Raw genomic sequence first — 19,740 nt, 5'->3', positions numbered from 1 at the left:
CTCGGTCAGGCCAGCATATTGCCGGAAATGATGATGCGTTGGATCTCGGACGAGCCTTCATAGATGCGCATGATGCGAAGGTCGCGGTTGATCCGTTCGATGGGAAAATCGCGGGTATAGCCATAGCCGCCCAGCAATTGCAGCGCGGTATCGGCGATCTTGCCCGCCGCCTCCGACGCGGCGAGCTTCGCCATGGAGGAAGCGAGCGAGAAGCGCCCGCCGCCGTGATGGGCCGCCTCGCGCTGGCGCGCGGCATCCTGCGACAGCAGCAGCGCCTGACGATAGGCCAGCCCCATATCGGCGATCATCCAGCGGATACCCTGCCGATCGCTGAGAAGCTGGCCGCCGATCACGCGCTCCTTGGCATAGCCGATCGCGGCCTGCATCGCCGCCTCGGCAAGGCCAAGGCATTGCGCCGCGACCTCGATCCGGCCGTTGTCCAAGACCTGCATGGCGGTGCGGAAGCCCTTGCCCTCCTCGCCCAGCAGCGCCTCCTCGGGCAGGTGGCAGTCGATGTTCAGGGTAAAGACCTGCCCGCCCTTGAGGCCCATGGTCCGCTCGGCCGCGCCCGGCTCCAGCCCCGGCGTGCCCTTCGGCAGGATGAAGGCCGAGATGCCGCGATGCGCCTTTTCCGGGTCGGTCACGGCATAGACCACGATGAAATCCGCCACGCCGCCATTCGAGATGAAGCATTTCGTGCCCTTGAGGTGCCAGCCGGTTTCGGTCCGGCGGGCGCGGGTCTTCATGTCGGCGGGGTCGGAACCGGCGGTCGGCTCGGTCAGGGCGAAGGCCCCCAGCGCCTCGCCGCTCGCGGCCTTGGGTAGCCATTCCCGCTTCTGCGCCTCGGACCCGCCCAGAAGGATCGAGTCGGTGGCAAGGTAATGCGCCGTCAGCGCCGAGGCGGTCGAGCCGCAGGCCCCCGCCACGATCGCGACCGCGCGCAGCAGCGCCGGGGCCGAAATGCCACTGCCCTCGTATTCCTCGGGCAGGTTCGCGCCCAGCATCCCGGCCTCGGCCAGCGTCGCAAGCTGCGCATGGACAAAGGCCGAGGTCTCGTCGGTCTCGGCGGCCTTCGGCGCGATCTGCTCCGCGCAGATGCGGGTCAGCACGTCGCAGAACAGCCGCTCCTCCTCGGCCAGCATGTGCCAGTCGTCACTCATGCAATTTCCTCCAGTCCGAATTCGCGCAGGATCGCGGCGCGGTCTCCACCCAGCGCGGGGGAGGACACGGCCGATACCGGCTTCTCGCCGTCAAAGCGCACCGGCTGCCCGACGGTCGGGGCCATGCCAAGGACGGCATGGGGCAGCGGCGTCACAAGCCCGCGCGCGGTCGCGTGCGCGTTGCCAGCGGCCTCGGCAATGTCCCAGATCGGCGCGGCGGGCAGGCCGGCGCCCGCAAGGGCGGCAACCGCCTCCTCGGTCGTCAGCTGCGACGACCACGCCTCGATCAGCGCCTTGACCTCAGGCTCATGCGTGGTGCGGGATTCGTCGGTGGCAAAGCGCGGGTCGCCCGCCGCCTCCGGCGCGCCGATCAGCGCGGCCAGCGTGGCAAAATGCTTGCCCGACAGCACCGCGATCGCGACCTGCCCGTCCTGCGTCGCAAAGCAGCCGAAGGGCGTCGACAAGGGATGGCGGTTCCCGACGCGCTGCGGCAGCAGCCCCGCGTAAAGATGCAGCGCATGGCTGGTCGTCAGCATGGAAAAGAGGGCGTCATACATCGCCACGTCCAGCGTCGCCCCCTGCCCCGAGGCATTGCGCCCGACCAGCGCCGCCATGATCGACCAGCTTGCGAAAAGCCCGGCGATCAGGTCGGCGATGCTTTCGCCGGTTTTCAGCGGCTGACCGCCTTCCTCGCCTGTCCCGGCCATCAGCCCGGACATCGCCTGCACGACCAGATCATAGGCCGGCAGGTCGCGGAACGGCCCCTGCTGCCCGAAGCCCGAGATCGAGCAATAGACCAGCCGGGGATTCGCGGCCCTCAGCGCCTCGGCCCCAAGACCCAGCCGCTCGGCCACGCCGGGGCGGAAATTCTCGACCACCACATCGACCTTGGCCGCGATGGCCTGTGCAAGTTCCAGATCGGCGGGGTTCTTCAGGTCGAGGACGAGGCTTTTCTTGCCCCGGTTGTTCAGGGTGAAAAGCGCGCTTTCGCCGTCCTTGAAGGGTCCGATATGGCGATAGTCGTCGCCCTGCGGCGGCTCCAGCTTGATGATCTCGGCCCCGAGATCGGCCAGCAGCGCGGTGCAATAGGGACCGGCCAGCACGCGGGAGAGGTCAAGAACCTTGATGCCCGACAGCGGCTTCATGCACGAAGCTCCGGCGCAAGCGCCGCGAGGCGTTCGAGGATCGCCTTCAGCGTCACGCGCAACTCCCCGGCCTTGCCCTCGTCATAGGCAAAGGGCGGCGTTTCGGTTGTGAGATGCGAGGATTGCGAAAGCTCCATCTGGATCGCGTGAACGCCAGTGCCCGGCTGGCCGTAATGCCGCGTCGTCCAGCCGCCCTTGAAGCGGCCGTTCAGCACATGGGTCCGCCCGGTCGCGGCGCAGGCGTCGAAAACCGCCGCCGCGATCCGGGGATCGCAGGCCGCGCCGCTATTCGTGCCGATGTTGAAATCGGGCAGGATGCCCTCGAACAGGAACGGGATATGGCTGCGGATCGAGTGGCAGTCGTAAAGGATCGCGACGCCATGTTTCGCGCGGACGCGCTCGATCTCGGCCGCGAGCGCGGCGTGATAGGGCGCGTGGAAGCGGGCCTTGCGGTCGGCGATTTCCTCGGCGGTCGGCTCTTCGATCCAGATCGGCTCGCCGTCGAAATCGGTGGCAGAGACCAGCCCGGTGGTGTTCTGGCCCGGATAGAGGCTCGCGTCATCCGGCCCGCGATTGGCGTCGATGACATAGCGGTGGAAGGTCGCCCGCACCGTCGTCGCACCAGGCAGCAGCCCGTCATAAAGCCGGTCGATATGCCAGTCGGTATCGGCCAGAATCTGTCCGCGCGGGTTCAGGCGGGCGCGGATGTCGTCGGGCAGCCATGTCCCGGTATGGGGCAGACCGAGGATGACGGGGCTGTCGCCCTGATGGATCTCGACCGGGTTCATGGGTGGACCTCCTCGAAAAGCTGGGCGGGCACGGTTGCGACAAGCGCCCCCTCGCGCACGAGGCGCGCGGCTTCAGCAAGGTCAGGGGCGAGGTAGCGGTCCTGTTCCAGTGCGGGGACGGTCTCGCGCAGTTTCGCGATCACCGCCCGCAGGGGTGCCGAGGTGGCCAGCGGCGCGCGGAACTCCACCCCCGCGCTGGCGCAAAGCGCCTCGATCCCGACGATATGGGCAAGGTTCGCATTCATCCGCTTCAACCGGCGCGCGCCATGGGCGGCCATGCTGACGTGATCCTCCTGATTGGCCGAAGTCGGAGTCGAATCGGTCGAGCAGGGATTGGCGAGGTGCTTGTTCTCGCTCATCAGCGCGGCCGACGTGACTTCGGCGATCATCAGGCCCGAATTGAGGCCGGGATCGGGGGTCAGGAAAGGCGGCAGGTCATGGGACAGGGCCGGATCGACCATCAGCGCGATGCGGCGCTGCGAGATTGCACCGATCTCGGCAATCGCCAGCGCGATCTGGTCGGCGGCGAAAGCCACCGGCTCGGCATGGAAATTGCCGCCCGAGACGATCAAATCGGCGCTGGTCAGGACCAGCGGGTTGTCGGTCGCGGCATTCGCCTCGATCTCGAGCGTGCGGGCGGCCTGCCACAGCAGGTCGATGCAGGCGCCCGTGACCTGCGGCTGGCAACGGATGCAATAGGGATCCTGCACGCGGGCGTCGCCCTCGCGGTGGCTTTCGCGGATTTCCGAGCCGTCCATCAGCCCGCGGATGATGCGTGCCGACAGGATCTGCCCGCGATGCCCGCGCAGGGTGTGGATCTCCTCAAGGAAAGGCGCGGTCGATCCCATGATCGCATCGGTCGAAAGCGAGGAGGTGACCAGCGCGGCGCGAACCGCGGCAAAGGCGTCGAAAAGGCCGACCAGCGCGAAGGCGGTCGAAACCTGCGTGCCGTTGATGAGCGCGAGCCCCTCTTTCGCGGCCAGAATGACGGGCTTCAGCCCGGCAGCGGCCAGCGCCTCGGCCGAGGGCATCTCGCGGCCTTCATGGGTCGCGCGACCCTCGCCCAGCATGGCGGCGGCCATATGGGCCAAGGGCGCAAGATCGCCCGACGCGCCGACCGAGCCTTGGGACGGGATGACGGGCAGGACGCCGCGCGCCAGCATGTCCTCGATCAGCTGGATCACCTCGGGGCGCACGCCCGAGGCGCCGCGACCCAGCGACAGCAGCTTCAGCACCATGATCAGGCGGACGACCTCCGGCTCCACCGCCTCGCCCACGCCGCAGCAATGCGAGAGGATCAGGTTGCGCTGCAACGTCGCGGTATCCTCGGAGCGGATCTTGATCGAGGCCAGTTTTCCGAAACCGGTATTGACGCCATAGACCGGCGCATCACCATTGGCAGCAGCCTCGATCCGCGCGGCGGATGCGGCGATGCCGGGGCGGGCGCTATCGGCCAGCCGGACGGCCAGCCCCTCGCGCCAGACCCGCTCAAGCTGGGTAAGCGTGGTTTCACCGGGAATAAGGATCAGTTCAGACAAGTTCGCCTCCGACAAAGCGGGCATGAAGAGGATTGAAGCCGATGCGATAGGTCAGCTCGGCCGGATGCCGGACGTCCCAGACCGCAAGATCGGCGCGCAGGCCGGGCCGAAGCTGGCCGCGATCGGCAAGACCAAGCGCCGTCGCCGCGTGGCGGGTCACGCCGGTCAGGCATTCGGTTGGGGTCATGCGGAAAAGCGTCGCGCCCATGTTCATCGTCAGCAGCAGCGAGGTCAGGGGCGAGGTGCCGGGATTGCAATCCGTCGCCAGCGCAATCGGAACGCCCGCATCGCGCAATGCCTGCACCGGCGGATATTGCGTCTCGCGCAGGGTATAGAACGCGCCGGGCAGCAGCACCGCGACGGTGCCCGAGGTCGCCATCGCGTCGATGCCGTCCTGCCCCAGCCATTCCAGATGGTCGGCGGAAATCGCGCCGTGCTGCGCCGCCATGGCCGCGCCATGAAGGTCGGAAAGCTGCTCGGCATGGAGCTTGACCGGCAGGCCAAGCGTTGCCGCATGATCGAAGATCCCGGCCATCTCGTCGCGGGAAAAGGCGATGCCTTCGCAGAAGCCGTCGACGGCGTCGATCAGCCCCTCGGCATGGCCGCGATCCATCCCGGCGATCACGACCTCGCGGATATAACCCGCGCGGTCGTCCTTGTATTCGGGCGGCAAGGCATGGGCGGCGAGCCATGTGGTGCGCACCGTGACCTTGCGCAACTCGCCGATCCGGCGGGCGACGCGCAGCATCTTCAGTTCGCTCTCGACATCCAGCCCATAGCCCGACTTGATCTCGATCGTCGTGACACCCTCGGCCAGCAGCGCATCGACGCGCGGCAGGGCCGAGGCGAGCAGCGCGGCCTCATCCGCCTCGCGGGTGGCGCGCACGCTGGAGAGGATGCCGCCGCCGGCGCGCGCGATCTCCTCATAGCTCGCGCCCTCCAGCCGCATCTCGAACTCACGCGCGCGGTCGCCGCCGAAAACGATATGGGTGTGGCAGTCGATCAGGCCCGGCGTGACCAGCCGGCCGCCCAGATCCTGATAGGGCAGGTCCGCATATTCCTCCGGGAGCTTCCCGACCTCTCCGATCCAGTCGATTCGACCGTCCCGGATCACCATGGCGCCATCCTCGATCAGATCGTAACCGCCTGATCCAGCGCCCATTCCGGCAAATCTTCCCCCGGTAAGAAGCAGCATCCTCGAAGCTCCCGCAGTCATTTCTTGCTTTGCATATGTCTAAACTTAATTATACTCTATGTCTAAACTTATTTTGACAGAAAGAAGGGCAACAGCATGGTTCGGATCTGGGCAGAGCGGGCTTTGCTGCCTGACGGCTGGGCAGAAAATGTATCGGTCACGCTGGATCAGGGCCGCATCGCGACCGTGGAAACCGGCGCGGCCCCTGCGGGCCATCGGGTCGGGCTGCTGCTGCCCGCGATGGCGAACCTGCACAGCCACGCCTTCCAGCGCGCCATGGCCGGCCTCAGCGAGGCGAAGGGGCCGGAGCCGCGCGACACCTTCTGGACCTGGCGGCAGATCATGTATCGCTTCCTCGACCACCTGACGCCCGAGGATGTCGAGGCGATTGCCGCCCTCGTCCAGATGGAGATGCTGGAGGCGGGCTATGCCACCAATGTCGAGTTCCACTATCTGCACCACCGCCCCGGCGGCGGGCATTACGAGAATATCGCCGAGATGGCCGCGCGCATCAGTGCCGCTGCCAGCCGGACCGGAATCGGCCTGACCCTGCTGCCGGTGCATTACCAGTTCGGCGGCACCGACCGCCGCCCGTTGGCCCCCGGCCAGAACCGCTTCGGCACCACACCCGAGGAATTCCAGCGCCTGCTGGAAGGGGCGGAGGCCGCGCTGGCACATCTGGACGCGGATAGCGGCATCGGTGTCGCGCCCCATTCCCTGCGCGCCGTCTCGCCCGAGGCATTGCGGATCTGTGCGGCGCTTCGCCCGGACCGGCCGCTGCACATGCACCTCGCCGAGCAGATCCCCGAGATCGAGGAGATCAGCGCCGCCTATGGCCGCCGCCCGGTCGAATGGCTACTCGACAATTTCGATCCCGACCGGCGCTGGACCCTGATCCACCTGACCCACATGACCGATGATGAGACCCGCCGCCTTGCCGCGACCGGGGCCGTCGCCGGCCTCTGCCCGATCACCGAATCATCCCTTGGCGACGGCATCTTCAACGGCACGATCTGGGCCGAGGCGGGCGGCCGCCTCGGCTTCGGCTCGGACAGCAATATCCGCATCTCGCTGGTCGAGGAGTTGCGGACGCTGGAATACAGCCAGCGCCTGCGCGACCGTGGCCGGGCGATTCTGGCCACGCCCGACCGCTCGACCGGGCGGGTCATCTACGAGGCGGGGCTGGATGGCGGCGCGACCGCTGCCGGACGCGAGACGGGCGCGATCCTCGAGGGCCTCTGGGCCGATCTCTGCGCCGTCGATCTGGCGAACCCGGTGATGTTCGGGCGCGGCGGCGACCAGATGCTGGACAGCCTGATCTTTGCCGGGCATGACGGGCTGATCCGCGATGTCTGGTCGGCGGGACGGCATGTGGTCAAGGACGGCCGCCACATCGCCCGCGACGGCATCGTCGCCGATTATCTGGCCACCATCGCCCGTGTAGAGGAGCGCATGTGACCGACCGCCCCGCCCCCTCATCCTCGAAAGCGCAGGCCATCGTGGCCGAGGTCCGGCGACGGATCGTCGACCGCGAATGGCGGCAGGGCGACCGCATCCCCGACGAGGCCGAGCTGGCGATCGAGTTCGGCGTCGCCCGCGCCACCGTCAACAAAGCCCTGCAAATGCTGGCCGAAGAGGGGCTGCTGGACCGCAAGCGCCGGGCGGGAACCCATGTCACGGTGAACCCCGCCCGCAAGGCCACGCTGACCATCCCGATCGTGCGCGAGCAGATCGAGGGGGCGGGCATGGCCTATCACCACCGCATCGTCGCCCTGAAACACAGCCCCGCCCCGAAGGATGTCGCCCGGCGGATGGCGCTGCCCGAGGGCCGGGTGCTGATCCATCTCCAGACCGTCCATTACGGCGACGCCAAGCCCTTCCAGATCGAGGATCGCTGGATCAACCCCACCGCCGCTCCGGGCGTCGAGGAGGTCGATTTCCAGCGCATCAATCCGAACGAATGGCTGGTGCGGAATTTTCCATGGCTGCGCGCCGATATCGAGTTCCGGGCCGAGAATGCCGATGCCCGCGACGCGAAACTGCTGGAAATCCGGCAGGGAACGGCGCTCCTGATCATCGAGCGGACGACCTGGAACGACCTTGGCGCGATCACCTCGGTGCGGCTGGCGTTCCGTCCCGGCTATTCCCTGACGGCCAGCCCCTAGTCTGGCTTCACTTTTTGCGGGCCTTTGTCTAATAGCCTTGCCAATCCCAAAAAGGAAAAGCCATGGCCAGCGCCAATCTCAACATCATGATCAAGGCCGCGCGCAAGGCGGGCCGCAGCCTCGTGAAAGACTTCCGCGAGGTCGAGAACCTTCAGGTCAGCGTCAAGGGCGCCGGCGATTTCGTCAGCCGTGCCGACCGCGAGGCCGAGCGGATCATCAAGGAGGAGCTGCGCGGCGCCCGCCCGAACTATGGCTGGATCGGCGAGGAGACCGGCGAGGAAGCGGGCGAGGATCCGACCCGCCGCTGGATCGTCGACCCGCTGGACGGCACCACCAACTTCCTGCACGGCCTGCCGCATTGGGCGGTCAGTATCGCGTTGGAACACAAGGGTGAAATCGTCGCCGCCGTGGTCTTCGACGCCGCCAAGGACGAGATGTTCACCGCCGAGAAGGGCGACGGCGCCTTCCTCAACGACCGCCGTATCCGGGTCTCGGGCCGCCGCCAGATGATCGAGTCGATCTTCGCGACCGGCGTGCCTTTCGGCGGGCGCGGCACCCTGCCCGCCACCATCCGCGACCTGAGCCGCCTGATGCCGGTGACGGCCGGGGTACGCCGCTGGGGCGCGGCCTCGCTCGACCTCGCCTATGTCGCCACCGGCCGCTTCGACGGCTATTGGGAACGCGGCATCAAGTCGTGGGACGTGGCCGCCGGCATCCTGCTGGTTAAAGAGGCAGGCGGTTTCGTCGAATCGATCCGGTCCGAGGACAATCCGGTCGAATCCGGCTCGATCATCGCAGGCAACATGCAGTTGTTCGAACCCTTTGCGGAAATCATCCGCAGCCGCGACTAAGTCCCGTTGACCTTTCAGGCGGGCGGGCGCAAGCCTTCCATACCAGAGGATTGCCCGCCATGACCCAGCACAGCAAGCCGGGGCCGTTCAAGGCCCCGTCTCCCGAGCGCGTAGCCCCCTCGCCCGTCCCGCCCCGCGACGACCGGCAGGGAAAGGCGATCATGCTGATCTGCGCCTCGGCGTTCATTTTCGGGGCACAGGACGGGATCTCGCGCTATCTCGGCACGGCCTATTCGCCGGTCTTCGTGATCATGCTGCGCTACTGGTTCTTCGTGGCTTTCGTCATCGTTCTTTGCGCCCGCGCGCCGGGCGGCATCCGGGGCGCGATGCGGACGCGGCATCCCTTCACCCAGATCTTTCGCGGTGTCCTGCTCGCCCTCGAGGTGGTGGTGACGGTCGAGGCTTTCGTGCGCCTCGGCCTGATCAACACCCACGCGGTCTTTGCCTGCTATCCGCTGCTGATCTCGGCCTTTTCCGGGCCGATTCTTGGCGAGAAGGTCGGCTGGCGGCGCTGGGTGGCGGTGGGCGTCGGCTTCTGCGGCATCCTGATCGTGCTGAAACCCGGCAGCGGGGTCTTTACCGCCGAGGCGGCGCTGCCCTTCCTCGCCGCCGGGATGTTCGCGCTTTACGGGCTGCTGACGCGGCTGGTCGCGCGCGACGACGGCGCGATGGTCAGCTTCTTCTGGACGGCGATCGGTGGCGCGGCCGCGATGACGCTGATCGGCATTCGCGAGTGGGAGCCGATCGCGACCTCCGACCTGCCATGGCTCCTGATCCTCTGCATCTGCGGGGCGGTGGGGCACATGCTGCTGATCAAGGCCTATGAGATGGCCGAGGCCTCCGCGCTGCAACCCTTCTCCTATACCCAGCTTGTCTGGGTCAGCATCTTCGGCGTGGTGATCTTTGGCGAGACGCTGGCCCCGAATGTCGCCATTGGCGCCGCGATCGTCGTCGGCGCGGGCCTCTTCACCTGGTGGCGGTCTCGCCTGCGCGAGCGGGACGTTCGGGGCTGACGGTGGCCGCAGCCGGAAGGCTTGCCGCGGCATTCGCCTCCTCGATCACCGGCGGCGCGGGCACGACTTCGGCCAAGACCCCACCCGCCGCCATATGGATAAGCGCCCGGCCCGACATCGGCGGCCTTGCCGAGAAAGCCAGCCGGATCGGCGGCTGCGGCGGCACCGGCATCAACCCGCCGCCGGTCAGGTCGAAGCTCGGCACGATCGGGGCGGGTTTCCCCATGATCCGCGCGCGATAGATCGGCAGCGCCTCGGCCACGCGCATGACATAGTTCCGGGTCTCGTCAAAGGGGATCATCTCGACCCAGTCGACCGGATCCGCCGCCCGCCGCAGGTCGCCGAAATCGTCGATCCAGCGCGCCGGACGCCCCGGACCGGCATTATAGCCCGCGCTGACCAGCGCGATCGAGATCCCGAACCGCTCGCGCAGCCCGGCAAGATAGGCCGCGCCCAGCCGGGCGTTATAAGCCGCGTCGCGGGTCAGGCGGCGCTGGTCGAAAGGCTCGCCCAGCTTGCGGGCCATGGCGCGCGCGGTATCGGGCATGACCTGCATCAGCCCCAGCGCGCCCACATGCGAGGATACGGTGTGGTTGAACTCGCTCTCACGCCGGGCGATGGCGAGGACCAGTTCGGGCGGCAGTCCCAGCGGCGCGTTCTCCAGCCCGGTCAGCGGGAAATAGGCGGCGGGATAGATCACGCCCTTGGCTGCCGCAGCCTTTGCCAGCCGCAGCGCATACCAGGGCTTGCGCACCTCCAGCATCAGCCGCGACATGCGGCCGATATCCTCGGCCTCGGCGGTCTCGGCGAGATGCAGGAAGAAGCGCCCCGCCTGATCGGCATCCCCCGCCGCCAGAAGCCACACCCCGGCCTGCCAGACCGGGTTCAGCCGCAGCGCGCTGCCCCGCCACTCCGGCAGGCTGTCCGCGGCAAGCCCCGGCGCCGCCAGCGCAGGTTGCATCGGCTGGCGCAGCTTCTCGGCGGCCAACTGCCCGTAATAGGCCGTCTGCCAGCTTGCCGCGTGCAGATAGGCCGCGTGGGCGGCGTCCTTCTGCTTCGCGTCCTCATGGGTGCGGCCCTGCCAGTAGAAGGCCCGCGCCAGCGAGATCGGGCTGCTGACCCCGGCCTCCAGCCGCTTGAAATGGCCAAGCGCGCGGTCATGCGCGCCCTGTTTCAGCGCCGCAAAACCCGCGATCCATTCGAGGTCGATGAAATCCTCGCCCCCCTCGGGCAGGAAATGCGGGGCGGCCAGCTTTTCGGCCAGTGCCCAGTCGCCCCGGCGCAGCGCGGCGCGGGCATAGTCGGCGCGCAGCCCGGCCCAGGCGGTGGGATCGCGCAGGGCCTCGGCGCTGGTCGAACGCTCCAGTATCAGATCCTGCGCCAGATCCTGCATCTTGGCCTTCGCCCGCCAGCGGAAGCGGTCGAGCGCGAGGCCCGCATCCCCCCTCTGCGCCTCGGGCAAGGCAAGGATCAGGGCATCGACACCCGCCCGCCCGGCCTGCAACGCGATCCGGGCGCGACCGACCTCTTGCGCGGGAACCGAGGCCAGCGGCAGCAGGCCTTGCGCCGCCTGCCATTCGCCCTGATCCAGAAGGCTCGCCAGACGCGCATCATGCAGCTTGGTCAGCGCCTCGCCATGCAGGGCGATGAAATTGTCGCTGTCGGCATCGTCGAGGGGCTGGCTGGTCCAGAAACGCGCCATCTCAGCCGCCGCTGCCTTGGGGTCGGTGGCGGCAAGCGCGGCGATCAGCGCCTTTTCGGCGTTCAGCGTCTCGGGCCGGCGTTCGCCGAACCATTCGATGATCTCGGCGGGCGGCAGGTCGGGCCGCAAAAGCGCGTCCCCCCTGCGATAGAGGAGCGCCATCCCCGGCCAGTCGCGATGTTCGCGGGCGAAGGCCAGATATTCGGGCCAATTCCCCTGCCCCGCGCGCAGGCGCTGCCACTGGATCAGCGCCGCGCCGATCGGACCCGAGCGCGCGGCTTCGGCCGTGGCGCGATCCCAGTCGCGCGCAGCCGAGGCGGCAAGCGCGCGCGCAATCGCAGCCGCATCCTCGGCGGCGGCGGGGATCGGACCAACGGTCATCAGGATGGCCAGCGACCAGCGCAGGATCCTGTCGCGCAAAGGATACATCATGGCCTCCTTTCTGCGGGCAAGCGCGGGGACGCGCAACTCACATCCTTGGCAAGCGCCGTTGCGGCATGTAAGGCCAACGGACATTCAAACTCAGGATACCGTCATGTTCAAAGGCTCTCTGCCCGCGCTGGTCACGCCATTCACCCCCGAAGGGGATCTGGATATCCCGGCGCTGAAGAAGCTGGTCGAGTGGCATATCGCCGAGGGCAGCCACGGGCTGGTCCCGGTCGGCACCACCGGCGAAAGCCCGACCCTGAGCCATGACGAGCATCGCCGGGTGGTCGAAGAGGTCGTGAGCCTTGCCGCCGGGCGCGTCCCGGTGATCGCCGGCGCCGGCTCGAACTCGACCCGCGAGGGGGTCGGCCTGATCCAGCACGCGCAATCGGCGGGCGCCGACGCGGCGCTGGTCGTCACCCCCTATTACAACAAGCCGACGCAGGCGGGCCTGATCGCGCATTACACCGCGCTGCATGATGCCAGCGACCTGCCGATCATCATCTACAACATCCCCGGCCGCTCGGTCATCGACATGACGCCCGAAACCATGGGCCAGCTGGCGAAGCTGCCGCGCATCATCGGCGTCAAGGACGCGACCGGCAAGCTTGAGCGGGTCAGCCAGCAGCGCATCACCTGCGGCACGGATTTCGTCCAGCTTTCGGGCGAGGACGGGACCGCGCTTGGCTTCAACGCACATGGCGGCACGGGTTGCATCTCGGTCACGGCGAATGTCGCGCCGAAGCTCTGCGCCGAATTCCAGGAGGCGACGCTGGCCGGCGACTATGCCCGCGCGCTGGAATTCCAGGACCTGCTGATGCCGCTGCATGTCGCGATCTTCCTCGAGCCGGGCGTCACCGGTGCGAAATACGCGATGTCGAAGCTTGGCCTCTGCTCGGACCGGGTGCGCCTGCCGCTGGTGGGCCTGAGCGATGCGACCAAGGTTGCGATCGACAAGGCCATGGCCCATGCCGGCCTGATCTGACTGGAGCATTCCGAAACAGGAAAGGCCGCCCAGGGGCGGCCTTTTTCATGGCTTCCGCCCAGTCACTTCGGGGCGGAATAGACCACCGACCAATAGGCGACCCGCCCGTCCGGCGACAGCGCCCGGCCGATGCCCATATCCCTCAACTGGGGGATCACCATGTTCTGCCGATGCCGCGCGGAACTCGTCCATTCCCTCATCGCGCCATTCAGATCAAAGATCGAACTTGCCCCGGCGGCGATATTCTCGGCGGTGATGCGCGGGCGGTAGCCCAGTTGCTTGACCCGCGCCCCCGGCCCGGCCGACCGCGCGCCGCGATGCTCCATCACGCCCCGGCCCGCCATATCGCAGGCCTGCAATTCCGCCGCCTTCTGCAACTTGGCGTTCAACTGAAGCGGCGGCAGTCCCGCCTGCTTACGGACGGCATTGGTATGGCTGAGGGCATAGCCCGTCTCGGCTGCCGGCAGCGGGCCGCAAAGCGCGCTGCCCGCGACCGAGACCAGCACCGGCCCGTGCCCGTCGGTCCGCTGGATCCCCCTCGGCATGTTCGAGTTGGTGGAGACAGTCAGGCCTTCCTGCTGGGCCATGGGCGGCTCTGCGCAGGCCGCGATAAGTGCCAGCATGGCGATGGAGGCAAGTTTCCGCATTCGATCCTTCAACAGGCATTTCCTCGGCGCCAAAGCGGACGCAGGGCGCGAATACAACCCTGAATTGAAAAAATCAAGCTGCGAAGATGTAGCCCCTTACCTGCCCTGCCGGGATTCGTGCTCGGGGTCGCCGAAGGTCGACCATTTGTGACCGGGTGCAGGCGCGGGGATCTCGTCCGGGCGCCAGTTCATGTGCATGTTCGCCTTGGCGATGACATTGCCCGTGACCGGCGCGGTCAGGAACAAAAACAGCGTGATCAGCAATTCGTGCCAGGTCAGATGCCCGCCCTGGGTCGGGAACCAGATCAGCGAGGCCAGCAGCACCGCGCCGACGCCCAGCGTCGCCGCCTTGGTCGGCGCATGCAGCCGCGTCATCGGGTCGGGCAACTTGACCAGCCCGTAGGAGCCGACAAAGCCGAAGAAGCCGCCGACGACCAGCAGCACCGAAACGATGATCTCTCCGATCAGAGCCATGGCCCCTCCTTACTCGATGATGTCGCCGCGCAGGATGAATTTCCCGTAAGCGACGGTCGAGATGAAACCGACCATCGCGAAAAGCAGCGAGGCCTCGAAATACATGCCGGTGCCCTTGTCGATCCCGAACAGGGTGAGAAGTGCGATGGCATTGACGGTCATCGTGTCCAGCGCAAGGACGCGATCGGCGATACCGGGGGCGCGCACGACCCGGTAAAGGCAGAAAAGCATCGCAATCCCGAAGCAGAGATAGGCAAAGCCGAGCGCGTAAGCGATCATTCGAAGATCTCCTTCAGGCGGGCCTCGTAGCGGGTCTTGATCTCCTCGACGACCGATTGCGGATCGGGCGCGTGCAGGCAATGGACCAGCAGGGCATGGCCGTCATCAGAGAGATCGCAGGTCAGCGTGCCGGGGGTCAGGGTGATGGTCGCCGCCAATGCCGTGATGGCCTCGGGCTGGCGCAGGTCCATCGGGATCACGATCCAGGCGGGCATCAAGGACCGGCGCGGCATGAAAAGCACGATCCGCGCCACCGCGAAGTTGGCCTTCACGATGTCGAGCAGCACGACCAGCAGATAGCCGACGATCCGCAGGGGCGACCTGAACCGCGCGCTGTCCGGCCAGTAAGGCCCGGTCATCAGCGGGATAACGACCCCGATAATGGCCGCAAAGACCAGCGAGCCGACGGCCCAGCGGTTGACCAGCAGCATCCAGACCAGCGCCAGCGTGACCGAAAGATAGGGATGGGGCAGAAGGCGCCGGATCATTTCGTGCCCTCCTGATTTTCCAGCACCGCGCCGAGATAGCGCGCCGGATCGTGAAGCTGCGCCGCGGTCTGGTCGGCAAAGCGCATCACCGGCCCGGAAAAGATCGTCAGCGCAACGATCCCGGCCAGCAGCGCGCCCACCGACACCGCCGCCAGCGCGGGCGAGGCGGCGTCGCCCAGATCCTGGATATGTTCGTCCGGTTCAAGCTTGGTCGGGATCCGGCCCGGCCGCGTCGGCGCGTGGGGCAGGATCGCGGCGGGCTTGCCCTCCAGCTCGTAGGATTTCCAGAACACCAGCGAACCAGCGCGCGTCATCCCATAGATCGCCACCAGCGACGAGATGAGGACCGCCCCCCAGATCCACACCACCTCGGGCGTGCCCCGCGTCGCGTCGAGAACCAGAAGCTTGCCGATGAAGCCCGAAAACGGCGGCATCCCAACGACGGCGATGGCGGTCGCGAAGAACATGGCGGCAATCAACCCGTTCCCCGGCATCACCGCGTCGAGCCTCAGCCACAGATCGCCGCGCCGCGCCCCGATCATGTCGATGATCAGGAACAAAGCCGCGACCGCAAGGGTCGAATGGATCATGTAATAGACCGCCGCCGCGGTCGCCTGCGGGGTAAATTGCGACACCGCGATCATCAGCGTCCCGACCGAGCCGACCGCGGCGAAGGCCGCCAGCCGCCCGAGGTTGCGCGTGCCGAGGATACCGATCTGCCCGATCGCCAGCGTGAACAGCGCGGCGGGCAGAAGCAGGTCCATCACCACCGACTCGATCACCGTGTCCTGCGGAAAGACCAGCGTGTAGAAGCGGATGATCCCGTAGACGCCCACCTTGGTCATGATCGCGAACAGCGCCGCCACCGGCCCCGGCGCGTTGGCATAGGTCGAAGGTAGCCAGAAATGCAGCGGCACCAGCGAGGCCTTGACCGCAAAGACCAGCATCAGCAGCACCGCGCCGGTGCGCAAAAGCGCCGTATCCTCGGCCGGCATCACCGCGACCCGCGCCGCCATATCCGCCATGTTGAGCGTGCCGGTCACCGCGTAAAGAACCCCCAGCGCGGCAAGAAACAGCGTCGAGCCGGCGAGGTTGTAGGCGATGTATTGCACGCCCGCGCGCAGCCGCATCGGCCCGCCGCCATGGATCATCAGCCCGTAGCTCGCGATCAGCAGGATCTCGAAGAACACGAACAGGTTGAAGGCGTCGCCGGTCAGGAAGGCGCCACAGACGCCCATCAGCTGGAATTGCCACAGCGCGTGGAAATGCCAGCCCTTGCGGTCCCAACCCGAGCCGAAGGCGTAAAGCTGGACGACCAGCGCCAGCACCGCCGTCAGCGCGACCATCAGCGCCGAGAGCCGGTCGAGCATCAGCACGATCCCGAAGGGCGCGGCCCAGTTCCCCAAACGGTAGACTAGAACCTCGCCCGAGCTGGCCAGCCAGCAGAGGTAAAGCGCGACGGCCAGCAGCGATGCCGTGCCCGCGATCGAGAAGACGCGCTGCAGCAGCAGGTCGGTCCGCATCCACAGGATGATGAGCGCGCCAATGACCGCCGGAAGGATGACGGGGGCAATCAGGATGTGGTTCATGCGCGGCGTTCCGGGGTTTCGCCCGCAGGCGCAAGGGCGGCTTCCGGCTCACGGTCGGCGCGCGGCATGTCGACCCGGTCGTCCCCCCCTTCGAGGAAGGCGCCAAGCGCCATCATCACCGTCACCGCCGTCATCCCGAAGGAAATCACGATCGCCGTCAGCACCAGCGCCTGCGGCAGCGGATCGGTGTATGAGGTCACGCCATCGGCCAGGATCGGCGGCTGGTTGACGACCAGACGCCCGGTCGAGAACAGGAACAGGTTGATCGCATAGCTGAGCATGGTGGTGCCAAGCACCACGGCAAAGGTCCGGCGGCGCAGGATCAGATAGATTCCGGCCGCGGTCAGCATCCCTATCGCGCTTGATAGCAGAAGCTCCATCAGCGGCCTCCTTCGGCTTGTCTTGGGTCGATATCCATGGGGTTGGCGTTCACCGTCTCGCCCGCCTGCCGCGCGATGCGCGACAGCGAATCCAGCGCCAGCATCACCGCGCCAAGGACGCAGAGGAACACGCCAAGATCGAAGCCCATGGCCGAGGCCAGTTCGAACTTCTCGATCCCCGGCAGCTTCACATAGCCATAGGTCGAGGTCAGGAAGGGCATCCCCGCGAACCACGCGCCGATCCCGGTCGCGCCGGCCGCGATCACCCCTGCCCCGATCAGGCCGTGATAGGGCACGCGGTTACGCTCCTGCGCCCAGACATAGCCCGAGGCCATGTATTGCGAGACCAGCGCGATCGCGACGACGAGGCCGGCGATGAAGCCGCCGCCCGGCATGTTGTGCCCGCGCAGGAAGATATACAGACCGACGACCAGCGACATGGGCAGGATGATCCGGGTGATCACCACCAGCAGCAGCGGATGGCGCGCACCGGCCCGGCGCGTGTCATAGACCCACTCGCGCAGCCTGCGCCCGCTGGCGCCCAGCAACAGCGTCTGGGTCAGGGCAAAGATGGTGAGGGCGGCGATGCCGAGGACGGTGATCTCGCCGAAAGTGTCATAGCCCCGGAAATCGACCAGGATCACGTTGACGATATTGTCGCCCCCGCCAAGCCTGTGGCTGTTCTCGACCATGTAGCCCGAGATCGACGGCAGCGCGAAGTCGCTGCGCATGATGACATAGGCCAGCGCGCCGAAACCAAGGCCGGTCAGTGCGGCGATGAAGGCGTCGAAGCCCCGCTTGCCGTCACGGCTTTCGCGAATGGTGTGCTTGGGCAGGAAGTTCAGCGCCAGCAGCAGCAGGACGACCGTGACCACCTCGACCGAGATCTGGGTCAGCGCAAGGTCCGGCGCGGAAAGAAAGACGAAGCTGCCCGAGACGATCAGCCCGATGATCCCGACCAGCACCAGCGCCAAGAGGCGGTGGCGGTGGAACGCGACCATGCAGGCGGTTGCGACCATCAGCAGCACCCAGCCGATCAGCGCCACGGCCGAGACCGGCAGCATGGGCCGGGTCGCGCCGCTATAGCCGCCGGTCGAGAAGGCCCAGCCGCCGCAAAGCAGCACGGTCAGCGAGAAGGCGGCAAAGGCGCGCGCCATCGAGCCATTGGTGAAGCGGTCGGTCAGCCGGTGGGAGACGCGCAGCGACCAATCCGTCAGGCCATCGAACATCACCTTGGCATCGGGGCGCGGGAAGGCCTCGCGCAGCGCGACGAAGCGGGGATAGCTCGCCAGCGCCACCACCCCTCCGACCAGCGCGATGCAGGACAAAAGCAGCGGCAGGGTGAAGCCGTGCCACAGCGCCAGATGCGGATGGGGCGCGCCCTGCGTGACCGCCGCGGCCGAGGCATCGACCAGCCAACCCGCCAGAAGATTGGGGAAAAGACCGATCAGCACCACCAGCACGACAAGGATCGCGGGTCCGACCCACATTCCGAAACCGGGGTCGTGCGGTTTGTGGGGATAGTCGCGCCGCTCAGGCCCGAAGAAGACCTGCCAGACGAAGCGCAGCGAATAGCCGACCGAGAAGATCGCGCCGATCGTCGCCATGACGAAGATCAGGCTACCATTCCCGGCCCATGTCGCATGGGTCGCCGATTCCAGCATCATCTCTTTCGAGAGAAAGCCGTTCAGCGGCGCGACCCCGGCCATCGACAGCGCGGCGATGGTGCCGATCACGAAGGTAATAGGCATCAGCCTGCGCAGCCCGCCAAGCCGCGCGATCGAGCGTGTCCCGGCCTCGTGGTCGATGATCCCCGCCGTCATGAACAGCGCGGCCTTGAAGGTCGCGTGGTTGATGATGTGGAACACCGCCGCGACCGCCCCCGCCTCGGTCCCGAAGCCCAGCAGCATGGTGATCAGGCCCAGATGCGACACGGTCGAGAAGGCGAGGAGCGATTTCAGATCATCGCGGAAGAACCCGATCCACGCCGCCATGACCATGGTGACAAGGCCGGTCGTCGCGACGATGTAGAACCATTCCGGCGTCCCCGACAGCACCGGCCACAGCCGCGCCATCAGGAACAGCCCCGCCTTCACCATGGTCGCGGAATGCAGATAGGCCGAAACCGGCGTCGGCGCGGCCATGGCGTGCGGCAGCCAGAAATGGAACGGGAACTGCGCCGATTTGGTGAAGGCGCCCAGCAGGATCAGCAGCAAGGCCGGCAAATAGAGCGGGCTGGCCTGAATCGCCTCGCGCGCATTCAGGATGTCCGAGATGTCATAGCTGCCCGCGATATTCCCGAGGATCATCATGCCCCCGATCATCGCAAGGCCGCCCATCCCGGTCACGGTCAAGGCCATCCGCGCGCCCTGCCGCCCCTCGGGCAGGTGCTTCCAATAACCGATCAGCAGGAAGGAGGAGAGCGAGGTCAGCTCCCAGAACACCAGCAGAAGCAGGATGTTGTCGGACAGCACGATGCCCATCATCGCGCCCTGGAACAGCATCAGATAGGTATAGAAAACGCCCGCCGGATCGCGCCGCGACAGGTAGAAGCGCGCATAGGTGATGATCAGAAGCCCGATCCCGAGGATCAGGATACCGAACAGCAGCCCCAGCCCGTCGATGCGGAAATTGGCATTGAGCCCGAGTTCGGGCAGCCATTCGAACCGGGCGGTGACGACCTCGCCCGCCATGATCGCGGGGATGTGCAGGCAGAGGCCCAGCAGCGCCGCAGCCGTCGCCGTGGCGCAGGAAATCGCGGCAACGTCTCGACCAGAGCGGATCAGCAGGCCCGGCAGCAATGCGCCGATGAATGGCAGGGCGGCGATGAGTGCGGGCGACATGGATCCTCTTTCCAACTCCGCCCCTTATGTCCTTGAGACGGTCCGGCAATGTCAACCCGAAGACGAACTTGC

The 19,740-nt window shown here is 67.0% G+C and carries 18 protein-coding genes; 5 read left to right on the top strand and 13 right to left on the bottom strand.

Annotated elements, in window-relative coordinates; genetic code table 11:
• Window positions 1–5: 5 nt before the first annotated feature.
• Genes VNQ78_RS00685 through hutI form a run of 5 tightly spaced genes read right to left on the bottom strand, consistent with a single transcriptional unit; the run spans window position 6 to window position 5,793 of the window.
• Window positions 6–1,160: an acyl-CoA dehydrogenase family protein gene (locus VNQ78_RS00685; RefSeq protein WP_325685534.1), complete on the bottom strand. Its 1,155-nt coding sequence runs from the start codon at window positions 1,158–1,160 to the stop codon at window positions 6–8.
• The gene (locus VNQ78_RS00680; RefSeq protein ID WP_325685532.1) at window positions 1,157–2,305 is read right to left on the bottom strand and encodes a CoA transferase; all 1,149 of its coding nucleotides are present in this window, start codon (window positions 2,303–2,305) and stop codon (window positions 1,157–1,159) included. Before VNQ78_RS00680 ends, VNQ78_RS00685 begins: the two co-directional genes overlap by 4 nt.
• Entirely contained in the window at window positions 2,302–3,093 is a 792-nt protein-coding gene (gene hutG, locus VNQ78_RS00675; RefSeq protein ID WP_325685531.1) for an N-formylglutamate deformylase, read from the bottom strand. The genes VNQ78_RS00680 and hutG overlap by 4 nt, the downstream gene beginning before the upstream one ends.
• Window positions 3,090–4,655: a histidine ammonia-lyase gene (gene hutH / locus VNQ78_RS00670; RefSeq protein ID WP_325685529.1), complete on the bottom strand. Its 1,566-nt coding sequence runs from the start codon at window positions 4,653–4,655 to the stop codon at window positions 3,090–3,092. Before hutH ends, hutG begins: the two co-directional genes overlap by 4 nt.
• Window positions 4,624–5,793 (bottom strand): imidazolonepropionase, encoded by a 1,170-nt coding sequence (gene hutI, locus VNQ78_RS00665; protein ID WP_325685527.1) that lies wholly within the window; start codon window positions 5,791–5,793, stop codon window positions 4,624–4,626. The genes hutH and hutI overlap by 32 nt, the downstream gene beginning before the upstream one ends.
• A 129-nt stretch (window positions 5,794–5,922) precedes the next feature.
• Between hutI and VNQ78_RS00660 the strand changes: the two genes are divergently transcribed.
• The 4 genes from VNQ78_RS00660 (at window position 5,923) to VNQ78_RS00645 (ending at window position 9,855) form a co-directional block, all read left to right on the top strand.
• On the top strand, window positions 5,923–7,284 hold the full coding sequence (locus VNQ78_RS00660) for a formimidoylglutamate deiminase (RefSeq protein WP_325685525.1): 1,362 nt from the start codon (window positions 5,923–5,925) through the stop codon (window positions 7,282–7,284).
• Window positions 7,281–7,991 carry a GntR family transcriptional regulator gene (locus VNQ78_RS00655; RefSeq protein WP_325685523.1) on the top strand — a complete coding sequence of 237 codons (711 nt, stop codon included), beginning with the start codon at window positions 7,281–7,283 and terminating at the stop codon, window positions 7,989–7,991. The genes VNQ78_RS00660 and VNQ78_RS00655 overlap by 4 nt, the downstream gene beginning before the upstream one ends.
• Before the next feature lie 62 nt (window positions 7,992–8,053).
• The gene (locus tag VNQ78_RS00650; protein ID WP_325685521.1) at window positions 8,054–8,842 is read left to right on the top strand and encodes an inositol monophosphatase family protein; all 789 of its coding nucleotides are present in this window, start codon (window positions 8,054–8,056) and stop codon (window positions 8,840–8,842) included.
• Between the two features lie 59 nt (window positions 8,843–8,901).
• Window positions 8,902–9,855: a DMT family transporter gene (locus VNQ78_RS00645; RefSeq protein ID WP_325685519.1), complete on the top strand. Its 954-nt coding sequence runs from the start codon at window positions 8,902–8,904 to the stop codon at window positions 9,853–9,855.
• Here the strand turns inward: VNQ78_RS00645 and VNQ78_RS00640 are convergent.
• A complete protein-coding gene (locus VNQ78_RS00640; protein ID WP_325685517.1) occupies window positions 9,809–11,986 on the bottom strand; it encodes a lytic transglycosylase domain-containing protein in 2,178 nt (725 codons plus the stop codon). The genes VNQ78_RS00645 and VNQ78_RS00640 overlap by 47 nt on opposite strands.
• A gap of 106 nt (window positions 11,987–12,092) precedes the next feature.
• Here VNQ78_RS00640 and dapA point away from each other — a divergent pair, with 106 nt between their 5' ends.
• Window positions 12,093–12,968 (top strand): 4-hydroxy-tetrahydrodipicolinate synthase, encoded by an 876-nt coding sequence (dapA, locus tag VNQ78_RS00635; protein WP_325685515.1) that lies wholly within the window; start codon window positions 12,093–12,095, stop codon window positions 12,966–12,968.
• A 62-nt stretch (window positions 12,969–13,030) separates the two neighbouring features.
• On the opposite strand, the gene VNQ78_RS00630 is transcribed toward dapA, so the two are convergent.
• From VNQ78_RS00630 to VNQ78_RS00600, 7 genes are all read right to left on the bottom strand, one after another.
• A complete protein-coding gene (locus VNQ78_RS00630; protein ID WP_325685513.1) occupies window positions 13,031–13,615 on the bottom strand; it encodes a CAP domain-containing protein in 585 nt (194 codons plus the stop codon).
• Window positions 13,616–13,711: 96 nt separating this feature from the next.
• The gene (locus VNQ78_RS00625; protein WP_414694029.1) at window positions 13,712–14,083 is read right to left on the bottom strand and encodes a Na+/H+ antiporter subunit G; all 372 of its coding nucleotides are present in this window, start codon (window positions 14,081–14,083) and stop codon (window positions 13,712–13,714) included.
• Window positions 14,084–14,098: 15 nt separating this feature from the next.
• Window positions 14,099–14,368: a K+/H+ antiporter subunit F gene (locus VNQ78_RS00620; protein ID WP_325685509.1), complete on the bottom strand. Its 270-nt coding sequence runs from the start codon at window positions 14,366–14,368 to the stop codon at window positions 14,099–14,101.
• Window positions 14,365–14,856 (bottom strand): Na+/H+ antiporter subunit E, encoded by a 492-nt coding sequence (locus VNQ78_RS00615; protein ID WP_325685507.1) that lies wholly within the window; start codon window positions 14,854–14,856, stop codon window positions 14,365–14,367. Before VNQ78_RS00615 ends, VNQ78_RS00620 begins: the two co-directional genes overlap by 4 nt.
• Window positions 14,853–16,445, bottom strand: a complete 1,593-nt coding sequence (locus VNQ78_RS00610) for a monovalent cation/H+ antiporter subunit D (RefSeq protein ID WP_325685505.1) — start codon at window positions 16,443–16,445, stop codon at window positions 14,853–14,855. Before VNQ78_RS00610 ends, VNQ78_RS00615 begins: the two co-directional genes overlap by 4 nt.
• Window positions 16,442–16,825, bottom strand: a complete 384-nt coding sequence (locus VNQ78_RS00605) for a Na+/H+ antiporter subunit C (RefSeq protein WP_325685503.1) — start codon at window positions 16,823–16,825, stop codon at window positions 16,442–16,444. The genes VNQ78_RS00610 and VNQ78_RS00605 overlap by 4 nt, the downstream gene beginning before the upstream one ends.
• Window positions 16,825–19,668, bottom strand: a complete 2,844-nt coding sequence (locus tag VNQ78_RS00600) for a monovalent cation/H+ antiporter subunit A (protein WP_325685502.1) — start codon at window positions 19,666–19,668, stop codon at window positions 16,825–16,827. The genes VNQ78_RS00605 and VNQ78_RS00600 overlap by 1 nt, the downstream gene beginning before the upstream one ends.
• Window positions 19,669–19,740 lie beyond the last annotated feature (72 nt).

The sequence above is a fragment of the Paracoccus sp. (in: a-proteobacteria) genome, assembly GCF_035556475.1.
GTDB lineage: Bacteria > Pseudomonadota > Alphaproteobacteria > Rhodobacterales > Rhodobacteraceae > Paracoccus.
This window is presented reverse-complemented; position numbering and strand designations above follow the sequence as displayed.